This is a genomic window from Lentzea sp. HUAS12 (genome assembly GCF_024125735.1).
GTDB lineage: Bacteria > Actinomycetota > Actinomycetes > Mycobacteriales > Pseudonocardiaceae > Lentzea > Lentzea albida.
In genome coordinates, this window is record NZ_CP099738.1 from 6,203,514 (window position 1) to 6,225,130 (window position 21,617).

Genomic DNA, 21,617 nt, shown 5'->3' on the forward strand with positions numbered 1-21,617 from the left:
GAACTCGCGATGCCCATCTCCATGTCCGTGAAGACCCTGGACTACACCCCGACCTGGCCGCCGTACCCCAGTCTGTGGATGGGCGGCTACGGCGGTGCGCCGCGCGGCAACCAGGGCGCGGTCGACCGCAGGCTGCGCGCCCAGTGCATCGTCATCGACGACGGAGCCGGCCCCAAGGTCATGCTCCGCATCGACGTCGTCAGCATTCCCAGATACGTGCACCAGTCGATCAGATCCCAGGTGCTGCCGTTGGTGAACAACGAGAACGGCAACTTCCTGATCATCTGCAGCCACACGCACTCCGGCCCGTTCATCGGCACCACGCGCCCGCACCCGTACGTGATGATGAGCCTCACCCCGGCGGACATCAGCGCGATCGAGGACACGACCAACGTGTTCATCTCGCAGATGGTCACCCTCGTGCAGCAGACCCTCGCGATGGCCCGCACGCAGGTCACGTTGTGGTACAAGGAAGGCAACGCGTCGATCGGCTACAACCGCGCCGGTGAGCCCAACGTCCTCACCACGGTCAACGCGCTGATCGCCCGCCGCACGAGTGACAACGCCCTGCAGACCGTCCTCTTCGGATACGCCTGCCACGCCGTCGCGCGCGGCAACGACAAGACGTTCTGCAGCGACTTCCCCGGCGCCGCCACCGACGTGATCAGCAACGCGCTCGGCGTGCAGGCGCTGTTCTTCCAGGGCGCGGCCGGCGACCAGGAGCCCAACGATCCCCACAGCCCGAGCCAGGTCACGAACCTCGGCACGATCCTCGGCAACGCGGTCGTGTCGATGGTGAACTCGGGCGGCTGGACCGCCGTCACCGCCCCGATCACCACGTACTACCAGGAACTCAGCCTCCCGTTCACCGTGGACTTCGGCGACCCGGCCGCGGTGATCCGCGCCCGCAACAGCTACAACGCCCGGCTCGACAACCTCGCACCGGGCGACTACGCCTACCGCCACGCCGAGGTCATGCTCGAGCAGATCGCGGGCCCGGGCCTGCCGCGCGTGTTCCCGATGCCCATCCAGCGCTGGAAGCTGGGCGGCCTCAACATCTTCGCGATGTCGCACGAGGTCCTGTCGGAGTACGCCGTGAACCTGCGCAACCAGATCCCGGGCAACCTCTGGGTCATGGCCTACGCCAACGAGACCGAGGGTTACGTGGCGGCCAACGGCATCCTGCAGGACGGCGGCGCCGTGCGCTGGGGCTACGAGGCCGGCTGGGTCGACGACCCCGAGATCTCCGGCGAAGCCACGTGGACGACGTTCTACCCCTGGCCCGCACCGCTCAAGTTCAGCCCGAGCGGGCCCGCAGCGCCGGGAACGACCGAGCGCATCGTCATGGACGCCAGCACAGCAATGCTGAACCTCTGAGGGGTGGATCGAAGAAATGCCAGGACCAAGCACCACTTTGTCGTCCCGCTACGGCCTCGCACCGGTCTACCCGTGCGGCACGACCGGTAACCTCTTCCTGTTCGAGCACTCGACACCGGCCACCGGAACCTTCGCCTGGGGCCAGAGCTACCAGATCGGCGCGGGCTGGCAGGGCCGCGTCATCGCCGGCCCGAGCGGCTGGATGTTCAGCATCACCACCGGCGGCGAGCTCAGAGTCCTGCACTACAACGGAACCGGCTGGGACCTGCTCAACGGCAGCCAGTACCTCGTTCTCGGCCAGGGCTGGAACTACACCGCGGCGAACACCCGCAACCGGATCACGGTGGACGAGGACGGCGTCATCTACACCCTCGACGCCGCAGGCAACCTCAAAGCGCACTACTTCAACTTCACGACCCAGCAGTGGGCCGTGCAGGGTGCGCTGCTCGAGACGGGCCTGACCCAGTACAACGCGATCGTTGCCACCAGCCGAGGCGTCATCTACGCGCGCAACGCGGGCGGCGCGATGTACCGCTACTACATCGACTTCTGGTCCGGCGCCACGGCGACCTGGGTCAAGCCGGTGTCGACGGTCACCACGGGCTGGCAGAACCTGAAGCACCTCAGCTCGGCCGGCGGCGAGACGTTCTACGCCGTGAACCAGAACAACGGCAACCTGCTCTGGTACAGCTACAACCCGGTCACCAAGGTGTGGAAGAACGCCAAGATCATCGGTTCGGGCTGGAACAGCGAGCAGGACGTCGTCGTGCAGTCCAACATCTGTTCGCGCTTCCCCTGGGAGACCGCGTGCAACTCGTTCGGGATGCAGGACGGCGGGGCCGTGATCACGCGGCTCAACCAGGTGAAGAAGAACTGATCTCCGCTTTTGGGGCCCGCTCTCGGCATTCGTGCCGGGAGCGGGCCCTTCGCGTCACTCGCCGACGAGGTACCGGTAGGACACCGGCGTGAGGTTGGGCTCCTTGACCGCCCACGGGCGGATCACGCGCAGGGTGCCGCCCGACGCCTCCGGCGGTGACACCGAGCGGTCGAGCACGATGCCGCTGACGACCAACAGCATGTTGTTCGGGTACTCGCGCAGGTGCAGCTCGACCTCCTTGCGCGTCAGGATGATCTCGGAGGCGTCCGTCCACGTCGTGGTGGTGCCTTTGACCTCGACGTAGACGCGCTCGTCCGCACGACGGGCATCGAGGTCGTAGGACTCCTTCGTCCCGACGTCCTCCACGTCGTACCCCTGCTCCTCCAGGTACTCCGTCGCCACCGCGACCGCGCGTCGTTCGATCGCGATCCGTTCCGGCGCACTCTGACGAAGTCCCTGCCCACTGCGGGCCTTGCCCGCCGACCGCTCCGCCTCGACCTCCGCGTCGGCGATCTCGGGAGCCGTCGTACCGTGGTCGAGGAGCTCGTACAGCTCGCTGAGGACGGAGACGAGGAAGGTCAGGTCGTCGGCAAGTACCTCGTCAGAAGGCAAGTCCCGCAACGGGTACTCGAACGCGACGACGGTGCCGTCCTCGTACGCCCGCCCCAACTCGGACCGGGTGGCCTTGAGTTCGATCGCGTCGACGAGGTCCGGCCGCGCCCGCAGACTCGCCGACAGCGCCTCCCGCATCTCGTGCGCCCGTTGCCGCAGTCCACTCCCCGGCAACCCCTTGTACTCGCGGTTCTTCTTGCGGCTGGCGGCCTGCATCAGCGACAGGTAGACCCGATCGCCCGGTGCCGCGAACAGGTAGACGACGTACCAGCCCTTCGTCGCGGAAGGCGAACGGCTGCTCGAATGCACTCGCGCCCAAGGGATCTCGGCCCTGTTGCCGGCGCCGTCACTGCTCCCGACCCGCCAGTCGGTGATCTCGACCGGAGCCGCACGTCGGAGGTCGGGCAACCGCTCCCGCAGCCAGTTCGAGATGTCGTGGCGGATCAGTCGGCCGCGTTCCTGCATCTCAGACGTGCTTTCGGAAGTCCACTCGGCCTGGAGGACCATGACGTCACGGAGAAGCTCACGCATCGGGAACGGGCCACCACCTTCACAGCACGATCAGTAATCTCAAGATCGCACATGGACCGTTCGGGTGTTACTCGATCGTGGCGGTTGCACACCCAGCGCACCCGGTGATCTGCGGGCCGCCAGAGAGCTGTGATCACCAACACAAGGCGGCGGCAGTGGTACGCGGGCACCACTTCGGCACGGGACGGGGCGCGCGGAGCGGGAGCCGAGCCGGTGTCACCGGGAGTTACATGATCATCGCCTGACGGCGTCTGCGCTGGTCAGGCGATGATCCATACAGGTGAACGGAAGTACCCCCGACACGGTACGCACTAGTCCCTCCCCTTCGCGCACCTGCCGTGAACTGCAGATATCCGCCACCGTCCCAATCACGCACCATAGCCAACGGCGTGGCAGTAAATCTTCCCGAACGATGGCGCCAGCCGATTCAGAACCCGAAAATCCCGCATCCTCCTGAAAATGCCCAGGAAACATTGTCATAAATATCTCAACGGCGCGAGCGGCATGTGCAATAAAGTGGCCCAGCAACAGTGTTCCAACAGATTTCCGCAGACTCGCTTGCCTGAAACGGCGAACCTTCCGAACAGAAAGACTCCGGATTAAAGTGCTGAATGGTTACCAAATTCTCCCTTGACGCGCCCCGTAACGCTCCGAAGGCGCGTGATAAAATCGCGTACGAATAACCCTACCCTTGCTATCGCGAGGCTCATTAACGACAAAAATCCGCTCCCGCACATCCGGAAATGCCGCCAACTTCTCAACGAGACGAACATTGTCAGTCACGATTTGATATTGACCTGCAGTTAATGTCTTTTCATCAAACACGTCTTCCATGCCACGAATATCGAGCAGCCTAAGGTTCGGCAACTCATTAAGCACCGCAAAACTCGATATCCCCTCACAAGACACAAGCGAGACCACTTGCAGATCCTCATGCCCCAGAAGGGAGTCGAAATTCTTTACATCGCAACTGAAAAGCTGAAGATCCCGCAACCTCATGCCATCGAGCTGGCGCAGGTCTATCTGCTCCAAGGGTTCCGATACCAGCAAAGATGAGATACGGCTATCTCGCCCCAGGGTCTTAATCAACGAGGCGCACGCGGAATGCAGCTCCAGGTCTCCAAGACTCGACAGACTTGAAAGATCAAGAGCGACGTTACGCGCGTTCCTCAAGTACAAGCTCTTGAGGTTTTCAAGTCCGTGTAGATTAGCAAGACTAAGCCCTTCAGCGACCGAGCCCAGGGAAAGCGAGTCAAGCTTTTCCAATGAAGCAAGGAAATTACTTTCCGACAGCTCCGCCCTAGATCCCAGGAACAGTGACGAAAGGCCAGCAGCGCTAGATAGCGCATGGATATTAAGATACTCAGTAGCGAGCGGAATAGAGAGCACTCGCAATCCAGCGGTCGGCAGAAGAGATAAATCTACTGACTCCCTGCCCAAAAGTTCAATTGAGTCAATGCCATTCAAACCCACAAGTTCCTCAAGACTTGCTTTACGGAGCTGCACATGCAAGCGTGTAACGTGCTTAAGATAACTTACGCATTTAACCGTGCGATCGTCGACTGTTATGCTGCCATTGAGTAGCGGAGCATCGGCTAGGACTCGCTTAGCGTACTCGACCTCATCAAAATACCGCCACGCTGTCAATAGTTCTCTTTGGACACCCCTGCGCTGATCACACGAGTAACTCGAAAGTGTCCGCAGCGCGGCATCTCCATTAACCAAAGCGACCGTGCGCACCGTAGCTTCCGCTTGAGCAGAACTAAGACCAGAGAGACTCTGCGGGAGATGATTGAGAAGTCGCTCACCAATTTGAGCAAGCGATCCTACCTCATTTACTCCTTTAGGTGGGACCACCTTCTCCAACGCAGCGTCCAGCGCAGGAAGAACTTCCGGAGGGATCGTCGGGGCAGTTTCTTGGCATGCCACAGCAAGCAGTCGGAGGCGCCTCCGATTTTGCTTTTCGTTTTCAGACCTACCTAGAAGACCGTTTAGAAGCTGGACTCGCTGAGGTGTGTTGGCATGCCCAGCCGCCATGACTACTACGTGCCACCACTGATCGAGGTGCGCCTTACTAATAAGATCGCCAACGTAGTCCTCGTCAGCAACTTCTTTAGCAGTTAGATACTCCTGAAAAGTGCGGTGGATGAAATCAATTCGTCCGCCTACTGGCTCTCGAATCACCCCGCTTCGCTCCACCAAGTGCTGAACGACCTCTCGCCCACCTACACTGGCATTAGGCATAGAAGTGAGACGTTTATCGGCGTACTGCTCGGCTTCCTCCTTCGCCAGCTCACTTCGTCCGTTCATACTCAGTCGCCATGCGAGGTTCTGAAGGACCGAAACTTTTCCAGTTGGATCAAGGGAGAACTGCGCAAGCCCGCGCTCTGCGTCTCGCCGCTCAATGAGCATGTCGAGGGCAGCCCTATAGAGCTCCAGCCTTTCCTGAGGGAGCTGCTTACGGCGGTCTAGATTAAGGGCACAGAGCATAGCGCAGAGCAGCGGGCTCGTTGCGAGCTCTCGAAGTTTCGGCCTACCAGCCAAATGCGCCATAAGCGCACGACGATACTCAGGCAGTAATTCAGGAGCACAAGGAAGCGAGTCATTTCGCTTAACCGCCTCATGCCAGCGGTCTACAAAAATGTTCACATCCGCTGGCGTCATCGGATGCAAATGCACTGACATGAAGCTTTGCTCGGACAACCATTTGTGGGTGGCCGCAGCTGGCCGAGAGGTGACCACCACACGAATATCTGGATAGGTACCGAGAAGATCACCTAACCACGATCGAACCTTCTTGCGATTAACAGACGCAACCTCGTCGACCCCGTCCACAAGAAGAAGCGCTTTTCCGGAAGACAGTACTCTATGGGCCCACAGTTTAGGCTCCGTAGCACCTAACGACGCACTGAAATGCGACACGAAGTGCTCGGGTCCTGGAAGTTCGCCTTCTGTCCAATGACGCAGTCGGATGAAGAATGGAACGCAACCATTCCAAGCCTCAAGTTCCTCAACAAACTGTCGCCGGGCAGCGCAGACTGCGAGCCACTGAAGAAGCGTTGTTTTACCATGCCCCGCTTCTCCCCTGATCAGCGTCCGCCCGCTCTGAGAGAGAATCGCTGGGACGCGTACGGTTTGAACAGCACCGCGATCCGCTGCCGAGTCAGTCCACGAGACTAGATCATTCATCTTCAGTCGGCGACGTGAGCGACGCACCTGTTGAACCGGACCCGAAAACTTGGTCTCATCACTGGCAGACAAATTCAAGTATGCGACCGTAAGTGTTGGTCGCATTTCATGATCACGCATGCGGATTCCGAAAAGCTCAAGACGATCGAGATCCGTGCTAATCCTACGAAGATAGGTCCGCTCAAAATCTTTATCGTGCTCGGCACCTGCGGGCGCATCTAGGCTCGTTATCGGAGTCCTTTCGAGAATCAGGCCCAGCTTGAAGCTGATGTCTCGAAGCCTCTCTAGCTCCTCTTTATGAGCCCTGCCGGAAAAGACCGGAAGGTTAGTGACTATCTGCACCAAGGAAAGGCACACATCGTCCAACATTCGGTCGTAAAGCAAACTTGCCGATTGACTCAGCCCAGCTCGAATCGGAGCCGACGGATACCTGCGACGTAGACTCTTAGCCAGTTTGTGCGCGTCAACGTCTAAATCAAATAGGTCACGGTCGGAGATTTCCGATTCCGTCACCACGTCTATCACCGCTAGAATCGCAGCGTTTACTTCAGCCTCATCGACATCGCGAAACTCTCGCTGAATTAGAACCGTCAACCGCTCTCCGACTCGATCGCCGATTGAGTCGAGTTCACGCTTCAAGCTTCGCTGGGCGGACAGCCCTGGAATCTGAAGTCCAATCAAATGAATAAGATCATTCTTTTCGTTGGATTTCTTCTGATGAGCTCCGAGCCACAGCTTTGCGGCTTGAACGATGACGACACGACCCAGGTCGAACGCAACCTTCTCGATGCCTGTCACAGAGCTCCTCCAGGGCGAGGCTAGAACTTCAGTGCTCTGTCCATCGCACAGAGTCTGCGAAAGTTACATCCACCACCTGGAACGACGGCGCAAGATTGATTCCATGTCGACTCGAATAGTGTTGCGCATTGGCTAAGCTAGCCCAGCACCAAGCGAAGGTTGAGGCTCAGCCCCTTGTAGGTCTCCAACGCCTGAAGCCATGCGACGATGACACCAGGTCAGTGCCTGCAACGGTCCAGCTTGACCTGCATGAGAAACCTGGACCATGCGCTTGTGCTGACGTTGAGCATCCCGCCACCAGGGTCCTTGCTGTCGCGGATCGCGGCCTGACTGTTGCTGACAGCAAGCTCGACACAGTTGTTGTCGGGTGCGGTGTAGCTGGACTTGCGCCACGTCTTGTCAGGGCTCGTCATGTCGCTGGAGTCTCTCCTTGAAGAGTTCAGCCTGTTCGCGGATGACCTTGAGCGACTCTTCGGGCGTGAAGGCCAGCTCCTCCGCGATCTCGTTGAACGACTTGCGGAACTTGTCTACGTCGACGTCATTCTCCACCCACCGGCCCCCTCCCCTGGTCTCCAGGTAGACGACGTCGGGGAAGTCCTCGTCGTCGAAGCTTAGGATGGTCACGCCGTCGATGGCGTAGGCGCCGGCCTCCTCGCCGATCACCTGGATCGTCACGTTCGGGAGAGCCGCGGACGCCTGCAGGTGGAGCAGCTGCGCGTACATTGCAGCGGGGCCGCCGACTGCGCGGCGGAGAGCTGCGATGTCGATCAGGAAGTGCGCTCGCAGTGGAGCATCGCCGTGTAGCCGCATCTGGCGGCTCTGCCGAGCGGCGACGGTGCGATTGGCGGGAACCTTCGGGTTGACGAAGAGGTGCGCCGCTTCGCGGAGGGCGAGCGTGTACTCCGGAACTTGCAGCATGCCTGGGATCCAGACCGCTTCTACCTGCTTCAGCTTTGAGGCGTCGGCCTCGGCGCGGGCGTACGAGCGGGCGGCCTGGTTGTACGCGGCTGGGTGTTGGACGCGCGTGCTGTCCTGCTTCGCGTCTTCCCAGTACTCGGTTGCCTTGCGCCGGCGGTCTTCGTCCGCTTCTACGAGGTCGAGGTACAGGCCGAGGTCTGCCCAGCCGAGGAGGTTCGTGCCGTTCAGGCACTTCGAGAGGTGCGCCTCGGTCTTGCGGAGTTCGCTCGCCAGGTAGCTGAGGTCCTTGCCCGCGTCCTTGCGCAGCTGATCGAGCAGGCGGCCCAGCTTGGACTTCCTGTACGTCTTGTCGCTCGGCACCCGGTTGCCTCCTCGCGCTGCGGAACTCGTGATCACCCTAGTCACGCGCTGGTCAGGGCAGGTTCACACGTTCTGGTTATCGCATTAGGGGTTAATTAACCCCTAATGTGGTCGCTGTCGGCGGGATCCTTGGCCCCTTGTGGGAGCTGGCCTGGACGGGCGTGTCCGGTCGGTAGCGCGCCACGCCCGAGGGTTCCGTCGGCCCCTGATCGGTCCGACGAAGGGTTCTGGCGATGGAGCGTGTTGAGGATGTTGTTCCCGTCGTTGTGAACCTGACGCGGGCGCAGACCGCGGTGCTTTCGCGCGCTGCCGTGGTGGTCACTTCTGCATTGGATTGCAGGGAGGCCAATGCTGCGGAGCAAGGGCTTCTTGTGTTCCGCCAAGCGGTTGCGCGTGCCTTTGCGAACGACAGGGCGTCGGAACCGTCTGGGCTGCCCCGGGGTTCCCGTCTCCGGGCCAGCTAGTCGAAGGGTGTGCGGTCATGGGCAACCACGTCTTGTTTTCCGAGCTGCGCCGACGGCTTGTCGAGCATCTGGATCTTGTGTCTCGGATTGCTGCTGACGGTGATGGTGCGTCCGCGTTGTTCATGGCACGGCACGAAGTTCCGCGATTGGTGGCCGCGTTGCGTGTGTTCGTCGACGAGCACCAGCCGGACGAGAACGGCTGGTGCAGGAAGTGTCGCAGCGGGCCCGCTTGGCGGAGAGTGCCGGCGCCTTGCCGGATGTTGCTCGACGTTCATCTTGCCGCCCAGGCAGCGACTGCGACGACGCACGAGCGCACGCGTTGGCAGCCGAAGAAGCACCGGGCGTGAAGCCCATGGATCAAGAACAGGTTGATGAGACATGGCTCTACAACTGGTCGGCGGGAGAGCCAGTCTGGAGGTCCGCGCCCTGAGTCGGACCGTGCTGGGCTGGCGTACGAGGCGCGACTGGTCGCTCTTGGAGTTGGGTGCTCAGGTTGGCTTCTCCACCGCGAAGTTGTCGCACCTCTGTCGAGCTGCCCAACGCATGTCTCCTAGTGAAGTCGTCCTGATCGGAGCTGCGTGCGGTGCATCCGATGACGAAGTTGAACTGTGCATGCGGGTTGCGCAGCGAGCCGTTGATCCCCAGATGTGGGATCGGATCAACGGCGACGCTTGGGCTCGGCTGACGTGGACACCGTGGGACGTTCTGGCAGAGGCGAGTGAACTGGTGATTGTGGCGGCGGAAACGCTGCCTGAGCTTGTGCGGACCAGCGGCTACCACGCCGCCCTTGTCGAGTCCGGCGCAGCGGCGAATGACATCGATCTTGCGAACCAGCAGGAGGCCATCGACCGCTTGCGAGTGGGCAACAAGCAGGCCGAGAAACTGCGGCGGCTGAACGTTCGACTGATCGTGACAGAGCAGGCGCTCAAGGGCGGCGTTGGCGATTCGAGAGTTATGGCGGACCAGCTGGAGCACCTGGAGGAGCTGGGCGAACTGCCTGGCTTTGAGCTTCGAATCGTGGACGGCGATGTCGGCCCCTACTTCGGCATGGGCGTGTCCTTCACCTTGATGCGGTTCGTGGAGAAGCGGTTTGACGACGTCGTTCTCCTGCACACGCTGCACGGCGGCAACACCTGGCTTGAGTCGGCTGCCGAGCGCGCTCCCTACGAACGAGTCCTCACCGCGCTCGACGATGTTGTCCGCACCGAGGAGCGGTCCTTGCTCCGGTTGAACGAGGCCTCGCTGCGGCTTCGGGAACCGGCACGGCATTTGCAGCTGGTTACCGATCAGGCGAGGAGCTAGGTATGCCGAAGAGGATCTCCACTGCGCGTGGCCGTGAGCTTGGCGCTGGCATACGGGCGGCCATCGCAGGAGCTGGCATGACCTCACGAGGGGCCGCTGAGGTCATGGACTGGGACGAGGCCAAGGTCTCGGATGTGGTGAACGGTAAGGGTGGCGCCAACCTCGTTGAGATCGCTGCGCTGCTCGGTGCGTGCCGGGTCAAGTCGGATGAACGTGCTCACCTTCTGGCGCTGCACAGTGAGACGGGTGTGGTGGGCTGGTGGCAGCAGCACGGGGTGTGTTCGCCCATAGAGCTTCGTACTGTCGTTGAGAACCTGGCGGTGGCGGAGACACTTACGTGCTGGCACACACACGCGGTGCCGTTGTTCCTGCAGACGGCCGACTACATGCGTGAGGCATTGCGCGCCTCGGCAACCTCGCCGGCCGATGAGCTGGAAGACCGAGTTCAGGCAGGCCTTGCGATGCAGCGGCTGCCTCGACGAGGCACCACATGGACGTTCTTCATTCACGAGTTGGCGTTGCAACTTCAGGTTGGTGGCGCTGAGGTGCAGGCCGGGCAGCTGCTGCATCTCATGTTCATGGCGAACCGGCCGAACGTCGAGATCCGGATCTTGCCAGCCGCACGGGGTGCGCACGCGGGACTGGCTGGGCCGTTCACCCTGCTGACGTTTCCGAAGTACGAACCGTTGGTTTGGGTTGGTGCGGAGAACTCCACGCTTCTTGCCGAGTCGCGAGATGCGGTCGCGGGATACGAGGCTGTCATCCGCGCGCTGGACGCAGAGAGCCTCGACGAGGCCGAATCCAAGGAGCTGCTTCTCCACCTCCATGACGTGACGAAGCCATAACGATCGACGACCGCGTGTCCCATAAAGCCTCGAAATCCGGAGTTCAGTAGTGCTTGAGCGATCACCGCTTGAGCAACTCCGAAGGGAGCGGCCGATGGGTGACAGCGCGGGTTGGTCAGCGCGTGGTCCGGCACATGGGGAGGCGGATGTCCGGCGTTCTGAATCCGCTGCCCCAACCGCCGAGACGCAAAGCCACGTCACCGCACGTCAGCAGTGGTATCGAGGAAGGCCGACCAAAAGCCGACTGAGGAGTGACGACAAAGGAACTCCACACACTCGTGTATGGCGCGGCAGCCGAGTTGGCGAGCCGGATGCGGCCCTGTGGTTTCGGCTCGTTGAGCGGGATCGGCGGATCCTCGCTCTCTTGCACGAGCACAAGGTGCTCACCACCAACCAGATTGCGGCGATCGAGTTCTCCTCGGTACGGCGTGCTCAGGATCGGCTGCGACAGCTGCGCGAGCTCGGTGTGGTGTTCGCGTTTCGCGACTCTTACAGCACGGGAGGCACGAGTCAGACGCGGTACGCGCTCGGTTACCGCGGTGCGCGGGTGATCGCTGCTCAGCGCGCGGAGAAGCCGCCGGTGGCCGGTGCGTACGCGGAACGGCTGGAGCGGCTGGGGTTGTGGCCGAAGCTGGCGCATCAGCTTGGCGTCAACGACTTCTTCTGCGAGCTAGCGGCATACGCCCGTACTCGGCCGGACGCCGGCCTTACGCAGTGGTGGCCGGAGAAGGTTTGCACCGACTTCTTCTGGCACGGGGACATCAAGCTGAGGCCCGACGCCTACGGCTGTTGGGATGAGAACGGGCAGCGGGTTCGATTCTTCCTGGAACACGACACTGGGACCGAACCGCTGTCCAAAGTGGTCGGCAAGCTTGATGACTACAGCCGGTTCGGTACCGATGTCTTCGGCGTTCTGCTGTTCTCGGTTCACTCGTCGTTGCGAGAAAGGAACCTTCGCTCGGCGATGCGCCAGCAGCTCGGCTACGAGAAGCTCGGCTTCGTCATCGCTACCGCGTCTCGTGATCACGGCCATCCTGATGGACCTGCTGGGCCGATCTGGGCGTTGTGGTCCTTCCAAGAGCAGGTTTCGGAACGGCGGCGGCTGGCAGAGCTTCCGCAACGTGGTCCGCGCGTCCCAGAGCACGCATCGCCCGTAGGACTCCCCTTCAGCGAAGCGGCGTGGGATCCCAAGAACACCACCGTGATTGGACAGATCACGGGCGTTGAGAGGCGATGGGCATGAACATTGTTCCGCTGCCTCAGAGACCACCCATTAGTGACACAGAACCTCTGTGCGACAACGGTTCTGACCATCCGGAGTGGCACTACAATCAGATTGGAAACCGCACGAAGAGCTGGGCTTTCTCCGGTCACGTGTGTTATGTCAGCGGCGCCGAAGGCGATCGTCTGCGCGGCGAACTGGCCGCCGTGATCAGAGACCTCCTCGACTGGGCTGCCAGTCAGCGCGCCGATCAGGCCGATAATCAGGAGGCTGCCTGATGAATCAACCGCGGCTGCAGGCCGTACCGTCTGGGCCATCCGGGCTCTCGGACTACGCGGTTTCACCGCTCGGTATGCCGGTTGCGTTGCTGCGCAATGAGGTTCGGGTGGCGTTTCTCGGACGGACGTCCACCGACGATCAGCAGGATCCGCGTCAGTCGATGCTTCGGCAGCTCGGGAACTGCAAGGCGTCCATCCCTGAGTCGTGGGTGATCGTCGCGCACTTCTACGACGTCGAGTCCGGGCGCATGGAATTGGAGCAGCGTGGGCGCGGCGAGAACTACGAGCGCTATGACATCCCGATCGCTCGTGACGGTGGCGTCACCGACCTGCTCGACGAGGCTGCGCACAAAGGTCGCCGGTTCGACGTCGTGATCTGCGAGAGCGTCTCGCGCGTCGCTCGGCGCACCTACGAAGGACTCTCGATCGAACGAGAGCTGGAACGGGTCGAAGTTCCGCTGTTTGCCTCCAACGAGCCGATCACGCTGACCGGGAGCAGGGCTCAACGGATCCTGCAGCGGCGGATCAACCAGTCCGTGGCCGAGTACGAGGTGCTCAACACGCTGGAGCAGTCGTGGGGCGGGTTGTGCACGCACGTCCGCGAAGGTTGGAACATCGGTAAGCCGCCGTACGGCTACAAGGCCAAGACGTACCGGCATCCCAATCCGACCAAGGCCGCCAAGGGGCAGACGAAGACGCGACTGGAACCGGACGGCATCAGGGCCGAGGCCGTCACTCAGATAGCGATGTGGCGGTATCACCAGGGCCTGGGCTATGGCACGATCGCCGACCTGCTCAACGCGGATCTGGCCAAATACCCGCCGCCTCAGCCGCCCAGCAAGGCGCGTGCCCGAGGCGCTTGGAGCAAGTCCAGCGTCTGCGACCTCCTGCGGAACCCGAAGTACACCGGGTTCCAGGTGTTCAACCGGCGGGCTACGCGGTCGAAGCGCGGGAAGGTCAACTCGCCGGTTCTGTGGGTGTGGTCGCCCGAGCCTGTGCACGAGCCGCTGATTCCGAAGTGGATGTTCGACGAGATGGCCGCGAAGAGGCGGGCGAAGCAGGGCTCGCGTGACGACGACACGAGTGTGCACTCCACGGCCACGCGTACGTACCTGCTGCGCGGCATGGTGTTCGACGCGTGTGGCCGGCGGATGTACGGCAGCTTCCGAAACAAGCGCGTCTACTACATGTGCTCAGCGCGCAGTAACAACCGCGGACGGCCTGACCGGTACTCCGACCATGCCGAGGTGGTCTACGTCCGCGAGGACGCGATCTTGGAGGGCATTGCGGCCTTCTTCGCGGATCGTGTGTTCGGTCCTGAGCGCCGCGCTCTGCTCGAAGCCGATCTTGCAGCCGTCGATGATCGTGAAGCCGAGGAGCAACGCGCCGAAGCCCGGCGGGTTGAGAGGGCGCTGGCCGACATCGAACGGCGGCAGGCGACGATCCTCCGCCAGGCCCAGGACGGCGACGACGCGTTCAGTCGTGGACTGCGGCAGACCTACAACGAACTGGACGCGCAAAAGCGGTCGCTCGTGACGAACAACACAGCGATTGGTACACCAGTGCCAACTGGGCCGAAAGCCGAGGACGTCGCGCTGCTCGACGCTCTTCCGCTCCTGGTCACGGACCTGACCAAGGCTCCTGACCTGTTGCTACGGCGACTGTTCAAGGTCACCCAGCTCGGCGTCCGCCTGAACGATGACCATGATCATCTTTTGGTTACTCTCCGGCTCCCCTCCGCGCATCTATTGGAGGTAGCCGAAGCAGCCGAACGGATCGCCGAAGCGACCTGCGAAACCAGTGAAACGCCTGATCAGGCACCGAATCCTTATGCGGATCTAGTTGGTACCCCCGACGGGATTCGAACCCGTACTGTGATCCTTTTAAGGGACCTGCCTCTACCGATTGGGCTACGGGGGCGCGGTGAGCCTAGGCCTTGATCGTCGGCTTGTGTGAGCGGATGGTCGTTTCTCGCCCGAGCGGCCCAGCGAATTGGACTAGAGCGAGCACTCCCGTAAGCGTCGAACGGTCGCGGGCATCAGCGTCCCCTTCCGGCGCCGAGCAGCTCCTTGAAGCGCAGTGCCACCCAGTCGTGCACGGCCGTGGAGACGCTGTTGTCGTCGGCCCTGTGCTCGAACCAGCGCCAGTCGCAGTTGACGTTGATCTCCAGGAACACGTGGTCTCCGCCGGCGGTCACGAGCAGGTCGAATGCCGCCACCTGCACGCGCCAGTGGCGGGCTAGGGCGAGCAACTTGTCCGAGAGGGACGTCGGGACCGTGGTCCTCGTGACGCGGACCGCGTCGGGATCCACCCAGAGTTGGGCCGGGTCCAGTTTGTCGACCTGGTAGGCGATGCACTGCTCGCCCACCACGAAGACGCGCAGTTCCGTCTCCGACGGCACGTACTCCTGGACGATCACCGGGGCGGGTTCCGGGGCGTCTGACGCCCTGGAGGTCTCCAGGGGGCGTGGGAAGAGGCCGTGCTGGACGCCTGGGCGTGGCTCCAGGAGGTGGCGGCCGGCTGTTTTGACGATGCAGCTGCCGCCTCCTGGGCGGGTGCGGCCCGGTCGAGTCGTCACAGCCGTGCGGGGTACGCGCAGTCCGAACGAGCTGGCGTCGGAGAGCTGCGTGAGGCGGTCCAGGTGCGTTGAGAAGCGCGACGGGTTCACGTGGGCCCAGTCGGAGCGTGAGGACAGCCAGTTGGCCACTGAGGCCCACTGGTCGACGGCGTAGGCGCCGGCGAGGGTGCCCGGTTCGACGGGGACCGCGGAGAGTTCGAAGTGGCGGCGCCAGACCAGCAGTGGGCGCAGGAGCCAGCGGTCCAGTTCCACGAGGGGCTGGTCGGTGTAGACCGACAGCGGGAGGTCGACGCAGCGGTCGGCGTCGATGCGGGCCATGCGGATGCCGCGCTCTGCCAGGGCGATGGAGAGTTCGTTCATCTCCATGTCGGCGGCGCGGGCCAGGACGAGCACGCAGGGCTGCGGGTTGCCGTCGCCCTCGTCGACCATGCCGAGGCGGTGGACCTGCTCCTGGAAGTCGAGGCACTTGGGCGGGGAACGGAAGAGGTACTCCTGGCCCTGCAGGAGAAGGGGCCTCGCAGCCTCGGACGGGGCACCCGGCACCCGCCCGTCAGCCGACCTGGTCAATCGTCCTTCTTGCTGCGGAAAACCTGCCCCGCCTGCGCGTACTCTGCGGCGTACTGCGCCAACGCGGGGTCCTCGATCTCGCCACGACGAAGCTGTGCGGCCAGCTCCTCGAGAGACATCGGGATCACCTCTCTCCCCACATGGCGAATCACGCATTCAGGTGATGCACCAGCCGTAGTCTCCGAAACACGTAACGCAATGTCAAGACGACCCTCGGAGCTTACTCCGATCGGGGGCTCAAGTTCCGCCTCCAGACCAACGAAGTGCCCCGAACGAAGTCTCGTTCGGGGCACTTGTGCACTCACAGGGAGTAAGGACTAACCCTGCGTCGGCAGGCGCGTCAGGACTGCACCGCGCGGTCGAAGTCCGACTTCGGGTCGTTGATCTGGCCCAGGGCGACGACCTCGCGGCCGTAGAACAGCGCCTGCGTCCAGTCCATCAGCACGCGCAGCTTGCGGTTCACGGTCGGCATGAACGCGACGTGGTAGCTGCGGTGCATGAACCACGCCGGCACGCCCTTGAAGCGCAGGCCGAACACGTCCGCGACGCCCTTGTAGAGGCCGAGGCCCGCGACCGAGCCGAGGTACTTGTGGAAGTAGTCCTTCGGCTTCTGGCCGCGCAGCGACGCGACGATGTTCTTCGCGAGCAGCTTCGACTGGCGGATGGCGTGCTGCGCGTTCGGCACGCACGTCGCCGTCGGGTCCTCGTCGGTGCGCGAGAGGTCCGGCACCGCGGAGCAGTCACCGGCGGCCCACACGCCGTCGAGGCCCTGGACCTGCATGGCGGCGGTGCACCGGACGCGGCCGCGCTCGTCGAGCGGGAGGTCCGTGTTGCGCAGCACCGGGTTCGCCTTCATGCCGGCGGTCCAGATGATCGTGTCCGAGTCGAACTCGGTGCCGTCGTCGAGGATGACGTGGCCACCCTCGAGCGACTTCACGCGGGTGTCGAGGTAGATCTTGATGCCGCGCTTCTCCAGCGCCTCGACGGTCCACGCGCCGAGCTTGGCGGACACCTCGGGCATGATCCGGCCCATCGCCTCGACGAGGACCCAGTTCATCTCTTCGGGCTTGATGCCCTCGTAGTACTTGAGCGCATACCGCGTCATGTCCTCGAGCTCGGCGAGCGTCTCGATGCCCGCGAAGCCACCACCGATCACGACGAAGCTCAGGAGCTTCTTGCGCAGGTCCGCGTTGTTGGTGCTGGCGGCCTGGTCCAGGCGCGAGAGCACGTGGTTGCGGACGTAGATCGCCTCGCCGATCGTCTTCATGCCGATGCCGACCTCGGCCAGGCCGGGGATCGGGAGCGTGCGGGAGATCGCACCCAGCGCGGAGACGAGCACGTCGTACTCGATCTCCTCGACGTGGCCGTCCGACAGCTCGGCGGTCACGATCTTGCGCGAGTGCTCGATCTTCGTGACGCGGCCGGTGACGACGTGGCAGCGCTTGAGCACCTTGCGCAGTGGAGCGACGACGTGGCGCGGCTCGATCGAGCCGGCCGCCGCCTCGGGCAGGAAGGGCTGGTAGGTCATGTGCGGCTGCGGGTCGATCACCGTGACGGAGGCCTCACCGGAGCGCAGTTTCTTCTGCAGTCCGAGAGCCGTGTACATCCCGACGTAACCGCCGCCGACGATAACAATCCTCGTGGGGTTCGACTTCACAGCAGCCATACACACATGGTCGCACCAGGACCCCCTTTTTCGCGCGTCCGGAGGGGCCGTTGTGACTACCGTCGCCGGGTGATGCCGGACACCCTCCCGGCTGACCTGCGACTTGAGCTGAACCTGAGACGTTCTCCCTGAGAGTGTCGATTCAGATCCTCAGCGCCACGACCCCGATGACGACCGTCAGAGCGCCCAGTCCGAGCACCTCCACGAGGCCGATCCCGGCACTCGAAGGTACGACCGCGGCGAACGCCGTGACGACAAATGTGATCACTTGGACAATGGTGAACCGGCGTGCCGGTGCTTTCAGCGCGGCGGCTTCGATTCTCGTTTTCACCGGAACGACCGCGGCGAGCGCGGAAGTGATGTGAACGAGGTGCAACGCCGGGATCAACACCAGCACACCGAGCCGCAGCGGGTGCCCGTCGGCGAACGCCGTCGCGAGTGCCGCGTAGCCGATCAGCAACGCCGCTCCCGCGCTCCCCGGCATCAGGACGGTGAGCACCGTCAGCCCGGAAACGATCAGCAACGGCCCGATCGACGACGACTCCAGGTGCAGGACCACCGCCACGGGCAGCGCCGCGAGCACGATCGCCAGCCGCATCAGCATTCGCGCGTCACCGCCACCCCGTGCTCGGCCATGCGCCGCAGCCTCAGCCGGTGCTCCGCCGCGATCACCTCGGCCGCGACCTCGCCCCACGGCGTCTCGGGATCGGGCGTCAACGGCAGCGGCAGCGTGTTGATCGCGAGCACCACGTGACCGTGCCTGCGCGTGGACACGGCCAGTTCCGCGATCTCGTCGTCGAGGAACGGCGACAGCAGCACGACCACGCTCCCGTGCGGGAGTCTGCGCAACGCCACGTGCGACGACCACCCGGCGGCCTGCACGCACACGACGAGCTGCGTGCGGATGCGCATCAGGTGCCGCCGCCCGACTCCGGAACGGACGTTGAGCTGCGGGCGCGAGAGGTCCATCAACGCCACCCGGTCGCCCTGCCGCAGGTATCCCGCGGCCATCGACGCCGCCCTCCGCACCGCGCGGTCCAGGCTGCCGCCAGGGCGGGTCGAGGAGCCTTGGTGGGGCGAGGACCAGTCCGCCACCTCCGCGCCGACGTCCGCGCGCGTGTCGAGGGCCAGCACGACCTCCGCGTCGGCCTCGGCGTGCCGCTCGCGGACGTGCAGGGTGCCGGTGCGGGTCGTGACGCGCCAGTCGACGCGCTTGAGCCTGTCCCCCGGCTGGAACGCCCTGATGTCGCGCAGCTCGGTCGAGTCGCCGGCCCGCGGCGAGCGGTGGATGCCGACCAGTCCGGCGGGCCGCGGCGGCAGCGGTCCGGACGGGTGGTGCTCGACCGGCGGCAGGATCGTGCGGACGTGCTCGACGCCGACGACCGGACCGTAGACGTGCATGCCGTCCGGACCGGCGAACAGATGGTCCAGCCGCAGGTCGACGCCCGGTCCCCAGGCGTCGCGCCGGATCTCCACCGGCAGGTCGGGCGAGTGCGCGGGCACGACCCTGGCGCCGCCGGGCAGCTTGACCACGGCGATCTCGGCGTCCGCGCCGTCGACGTGCGCGACGGTGTGCACGACGCCCAGGCCCGCCCCGCGCGGCACGGGACGCACGCTGACCGTCGGGGTGCCTCGGGGTTTGGAGGTCAGCAGCACGGACAGGATCAGCGGCACACCGAACAGCACCAGTTCGACCTCGTGCAGGAACATCCCGGCGACGACGAGCCCGACCCCCAGCCAGACGGCGCGCGAGTACGCGTCCGTGGGGTGCCAGTGCGCGCCGTGCGACTGGGCGAAGGCCTCCCTGATCCTGTCGGCCCTGCTCATGAGCTGGGTGGGCCCGGGACCTTGCCGAGCAGCTCGGTGACGACCTGCACGCCGGTCACACCGGACGTCCACGTCTCGGGCTTCATCACCAGCCGGTGCGCCAGCACGGCCACCGCGCACTCCTTGACGTCCTCGGGCGTCACGAACGCGCGGTCGTCCACAGTGGCCAGTGCGCGGGCGACGAGCACGAGCGCCTGCGCGCCCCGAGGTGACGCCCCGACCTCGACGGACGGGTGCCTGCGCGTGGCGACGGCCAGGTCGACGCAGTACCGCAGGAGATCGTCGTCCACAGTGGTCTTCTCCAGCTCGGCCTGCAGCTCGGCGAGCCGGCCTTCCGCGAGCACCGGCGCCACCTCGGCCTCCTCGCGCTGCCGGGCGATCCGGCGCCGCAGCACCTCGACCTCCTCCTCGGCGGGCGGGTAGCCGATGTCGAGCCGCACCAGGAACCGGTCGAGCTGCGCCTCGGGCAACGGGTAGGTGCCCTCGTACTCGACCGGGTTCGAGGTCGCGAGCACGTGGAACGGCCTGGGCAGCTCGAACGTGCGCCCCTCGACCGTGACCTGCCGCTCCTGCATGGCCTCCAGCAGCGCGGACTGCGTCTTCGGCGGCGTGCGGTTGATCTCGTCGGCCAGCAGCAGCCCGGTGAACACCGGTCCCCGGTGGAACTCGAACTCGCGGCTGCCGGGGTCGTAGAGGAACGACCCGGTGACGTCCGCGGGCAGCAGGTCCGGCGTGCACTGCAGGCGGCGGAACTCGAGGCTCAGCGCCTGCGCGAGCGACCGCGCGATCAGCGTCTTGCCGAGCCCCGGCACGTCCTCCAGCAGCACGTGCCCACCCGCCAGCACGGCCGCGAGCGCGAGCCGCAGCGTCCGGGTGCGCCCGACGACGACCTTGCCGATCTCGTCGAGGACGGCCTCGGCCTCCCGTGCGATCGTCACTCGACCCTCCTGAGCCTTTCCGCGAGTTCTTCCGGATCCGGCATCTCGGACGCCTCGATCCCCAGCCGCGCGAACCGGGCGCGGAACCGTTCCCGGTAGCGCCTCGGGTCCTCCGCCGCCTCGGCCAGCCTGCTCGCGAGCGTGCTGGCGTGCGCGGTGCTGATCGACCCGGGAGGCGGCGGCGCCGAGCTCCAGACGATGTCGGTGGCGCGCGGCACCCTGCTGACCAGCACGCCGAACGCGGTCGGCGGCACCGCCAGCACCGCGGCCCACTCGGGCGAGGCGCCGAGGAACCAGATCACGACGCCGACGACCACCCCGACGACGAGTGCCAGCGCGGTCTTCACGCGAGCTCCCGGACGATGCGGCTCAGCTCGTTCCGGGCCTTCTCGGCCTGTGCCGCCGTCACGTCCTCGTGCCCGAACCGCGCGCGTTGGTAGAGGTCCTTGAGCACCACCGCGTCCACGCCGAGCTTCTCGGTGAACTCGGTGGGCGTCTGGTGCGGCAGGCGTTCCTCGGCCCGTTCGAGGGCGAGCCAGGCGGCGATCACGGCGTCACGAGGCGGCCGGCCGGGGTGCGAGGTGAACTCCTGCAACGCCTTCTCGACGCGCCGCACCACCGCAGTCTCCCCGAATTCGGCGGCCTCGACCTCGACCCCGCGGACGCCCTTCCGGCGGCGCCACCGCGGCAGCTCGACCGCGAGGACGATCCCGACCAGCCCGAACAGCACGAGCCCGGCCAGGAGGAGCAGGTACGCGGTCAGCGGCACGGCCAGGGCGTCCGGCAGGTCGGTCGGCAGCGGGAGGTCGGCGCGGGGGCTGGAGTCCTGCGGGGGCGGGCGGTCGTCGAGGCGGTTGACGAAGGTGACGGGCGACGTGCCGCCGGCCGCGACGACGACGATCAGCAACGCCGCCACCGCCACCCCGGCCCGCCACCACTTCATGACGAGCAGCCTTACACGTGCGGGCGGACTTCGGATGATCCTTTGGTCGGTCAGTCGGATTTCAGCTCACGCGACCGAACTCGCGCAGGAGCTCGTCAACCAGTACGACCATGGACATCTTGATCTCGTCCGGGTCACCGAAGTCCTCTTCAGCTTTCGCGGCAAGTGCCGGAAGCAGGTCATCGGGACTCGCCGCCAGCACTCGGAGTTCCCGCACGGCCTTTTCGGTCACCGGACCCGACAGCTCGTTCGAGACCAGGGAGTGGAGTCCGCGCGCCAGTCTCGTGATGTCCTGCTCCGCGCGAAGGAGACGGAGCACGTCCAG

At 64.4% G+C, this 21,617-nt stretch carries 21 protein-coding genes, 1 tRNA gene and 1 pseudogene; 7 read left to right on the forward strand and 16 right to left on the reverse strand.

Features of this window, described 5'->3' with window-relative positions; genetic code table 11:
* Window positions 1-9 precede the first annotated feature (9 nt).
* On the forward strand, window positions 10-1,377 hold the full coding sequence (locus tag ND450_RS28240; RefSeq protein ID WP_253321580.1) for a hypothetical protein: 1,368 nt from the start codon (window positions 10-12) through the stop codon (window positions 1,375-1,377).
* A gap of 16 nt (window positions 1,378-1,393) precedes the next feature.
* Window positions 1,394-2,254, forward strand: a complete 861-nt coding sequence (locus ND450_RS28245; protein ID WP_253321581.1) for a tachylectin-related carbohydrate-binding protein — start codon at window positions 1,394-1,396, stop codon at window positions 2,252-2,254.
* A 54-nt stretch (window positions 2,255-2,308) separates the two neighbouring features.
* Here the strand turns inward: ND450_RS28245 and ND450_RS28250 are convergent, their stop codons facing one another.
* From ND450_RS28250 to ND450_RS28270, 5 genes are all read right to left on the reverse strand, one after another.
* Window positions 2,309-3,397, reverse strand: a complete 1,089-nt coding sequence (locus ND450_RS28250) for an MrcB family domain-containing protein (protein ID WP_253321582.1) — start codon at window positions 3,395-3,397, stop codon at window positions 2,309-2,311.
* A 615-nt stretch (window positions 3,398-4,012) separates the two neighbouring features.
* Window positions 4,013-7,384 (reverse strand): NACHT domain-containing NTPase, encoded by a 3,372-nt coding sequence (locus tag ND450_RS28255; protein ID WP_253321583.1) that lies wholly within the window; start codon window positions 7,382-7,384, stop codon window positions 4,013-4,015.
* Between the two features lie 218 nt (window positions 7,385-7,602).
* Entirely contained in the window at window positions 7,603-7,797 is a 195-nt protein-coding gene (locus ND450_RS28260; protein WP_253321584.1) for a DUF397 domain-containing protein, read from the reverse strand.
* Window positions 7,784-8,662 carry a DUF5753 domain-containing protein gene (locus ND450_RS28265; RefSeq protein WP_253321585.1) on the reverse strand — a complete coding sequence of 293 codons (879 nt, stop codon included), beginning with the start codon at window positions 8,660-8,662 and terminating at the stop codon, window positions 7,784-7,786. The genes ND450_RS28260 and ND450_RS28265 overlap by 14 nt, the downstream gene beginning before the upstream one ends.
* 460 nt (window positions 8,663-9,122) lie before the next feature.
* Window positions 9,123-9,308, reverse strand: a complete 186-nt coding sequence (locus ND450_RS28270; RefSeq protein ID WP_253321586.1) for a hypothetical protein — start codon at window positions 9,306-9,308, stop codon at window positions 9,123-9,125.
* A gap of 196 nt (window positions 9,309-9,504) precedes the next feature.
* Between ND450_RS28270 and ND450_RS28275 the strand changes: the two genes are divergently transcribed.
* The 5 genes and pseudogenes from ND450_RS28275 to ND450_RS46100 all read left to right on the forward strand — a co-directional run.
* Window positions 9,505-10,428, forward strand: coding sequence for a Scr1 family TA system antitoxin-like transcriptional regulator (locus ND450_RS28275; RefSeq protein ID WP_253321587.1), 924 nt, complete (start codon window positions 9,505-9,507; stop codon window positions 10,426-10,428).
* A 104-nt stretch (window positions 10,429-10,532) separates the two neighbouring features.
* Window positions 10,533-11,273, forward strand: a complete 741-nt coding sequence (locus tag ND450_RS28280) for a DUF5753 domain-containing protein (RefSeq protein WP_253321588.1) — start codon at window positions 10,533-10,535, stop codon at window positions 11,271-11,273.
* A gap of 364 nt (window positions 11,274-11,637) precedes the next feature.
* On the forward strand, window positions 11,638-12,516 hold the full coding sequence (locus ND450_RS28285; protein ID WP_253321589.1) for a replication-relaxation family protein: 879 nt from the start codon (window positions 11,638-11,640) through the stop codon (window positions 12,514-12,516).
* Window positions 12,513-12,773, forward strand: coding sequence for a hypothetical protein (locus tag ND450_RS28290; protein WP_253321590.1), 261 nt, complete (start codon window positions 12,513-12,515; stop codon window positions 12,771-12,773). Before ND450_RS28285 ends, ND450_RS28290 begins: the two co-directional genes overlap by 4 nt.
* Window positions 12,774-13,021: 248 nt before the next feature.
* Window positions 13,022-13,993 (forward strand): annotated as a pseudogene (locus ND450_RS46100) (recombinase family protein); the annotation flags it as partial.
* On the opposite strand, the gene ND450_RS28300 reads toward ND450_RS46100, so the two are convergent.
* The 11 genes from ND450_RS28300 to ND450_RS28345 all read right to left on the reverse strand — a co-directional run bounded on the left by ND450_RS28300 (window position 13,967) and on the right by ND450_RS28345 (window position 21,611).
* Window positions 13,967-14,293 carry a hypothetical protein gene (locus ND450_RS28300; RefSeq protein ID WP_253321592.1) on the reverse strand — a complete coding sequence of 109 codons (327 nt, stop codon included), beginning with the start codon at window positions 14,291-14,293 and terminating at the stop codon, window positions 13,967-13,969. The pseudogene ND450_RS46100 and the gene ND450_RS28300 sit on opposite strands and share 27 nt — an antisense overlap.
* A 323-nt stretch (window positions 14,294-14,616) precedes the next feature.
* Window positions 14,617-14,693 (reverse strand) — tRNA-Leu (locus tag ND450_RS28305).
* Between the two features lie 118 nt (window positions 14,694-14,811).
* Window positions 14,812-15,918 (reverse strand): RimK family alpha-L-glutamate ligase, encoded by a 1,107-nt coding sequence (locus ND450_RS28310; protein WP_253321593.1) that lies wholly within the window; start codon window positions 15,916-15,918, stop codon window positions 14,812-14,814.
* A complete protein-coding gene (locus ND450_RS45765) occupies window positions 15,915-16,037 on the reverse strand; it encodes a hypothetical protein (protein ID WP_256238980.1) in 123 nt (40 codons plus the stop codon). The genes ND450_RS28310 and ND450_RS45765 overlap by 4 nt, the downstream gene beginning before the upstream one ends.
* Window positions 16,038-16,258: 221 nt before the next feature.
* Window positions 16,259-17,584 carry an NAD(P)/FAD-dependent oxidoreductase gene (locus tag ND450_RS28315; protein ID WP_089909411.1) on the reverse strand — a complete coding sequence of 442 codons (1,326 nt, stop codon included), beginning with the start codon at window positions 17,582-17,584 and terminating at the stop codon, window positions 16,259-16,261.
* 142 nt (window positions 17,585-17,726) lie between these two features.
* Complete coding sequence (locus ND450_RS28320) at window positions 17,727-18,188, reverse strand: hypothetical protein (protein ID WP_253321594.1); 462 nt, start codon at window positions 18,186-18,188, stop codon at window positions 17,727-17,729.
* Window positions 18,182-19,411, reverse strand: a complete 1,230-nt coding sequence (locus tag ND450_RS28325) for a DUF58 domain-containing protein (RefSeq protein ID WP_253321595.1) — start codon at window positions 19,409-19,411, stop codon at window positions 18,182-18,184. Before ND450_RS28325 ends, ND450_RS28320 begins: the two co-directional genes overlap by 7 nt.
* Window positions 19,408-20,349: a MoxR family ATPase gene (locus tag ND450_RS28330; protein WP_253321596.1), complete on the reverse strand. Its 942-nt coding sequence runs from the start codon at window positions 20,347-20,349 to the stop codon at window positions 19,408-19,410. The genes ND450_RS28325 and ND450_RS28330 overlap by 4 nt, the downstream gene beginning before the upstream one ends.
* Window positions 20,346-20,696, reverse strand: a complete 351-nt coding sequence (locus ND450_RS28335) for a hypothetical protein (RefSeq protein WP_253321597.1) — start codon at window positions 20,694-20,696, stop codon at window positions 20,346-20,348. Before ND450_RS28335 ends, ND450_RS28330 begins: the two co-directional genes overlap by 4 nt.
* Entirely contained in the window at window positions 20,693-21,292 is a 600-nt protein-coding gene (locus ND450_RS28340; RefSeq protein ID WP_253321598.1) for a DUF4129 domain-containing protein, read from the reverse strand. The genes ND450_RS28335 and ND450_RS28340 overlap by 4 nt, the downstream gene beginning before the upstream one ends.
* A 61-nt stretch (window positions 21,293-21,353) precedes the next feature.
* A complete protein-coding gene (locus ND450_RS28345) occupies window positions 21,354-21,611 on the reverse strand; it encodes a hypothetical protein (RefSeq protein WP_253321599.1) in 258 nt (85 codons plus the stop codon).
* Window positions 21,612-21,617: the final 6 nt, after the last annotated feature.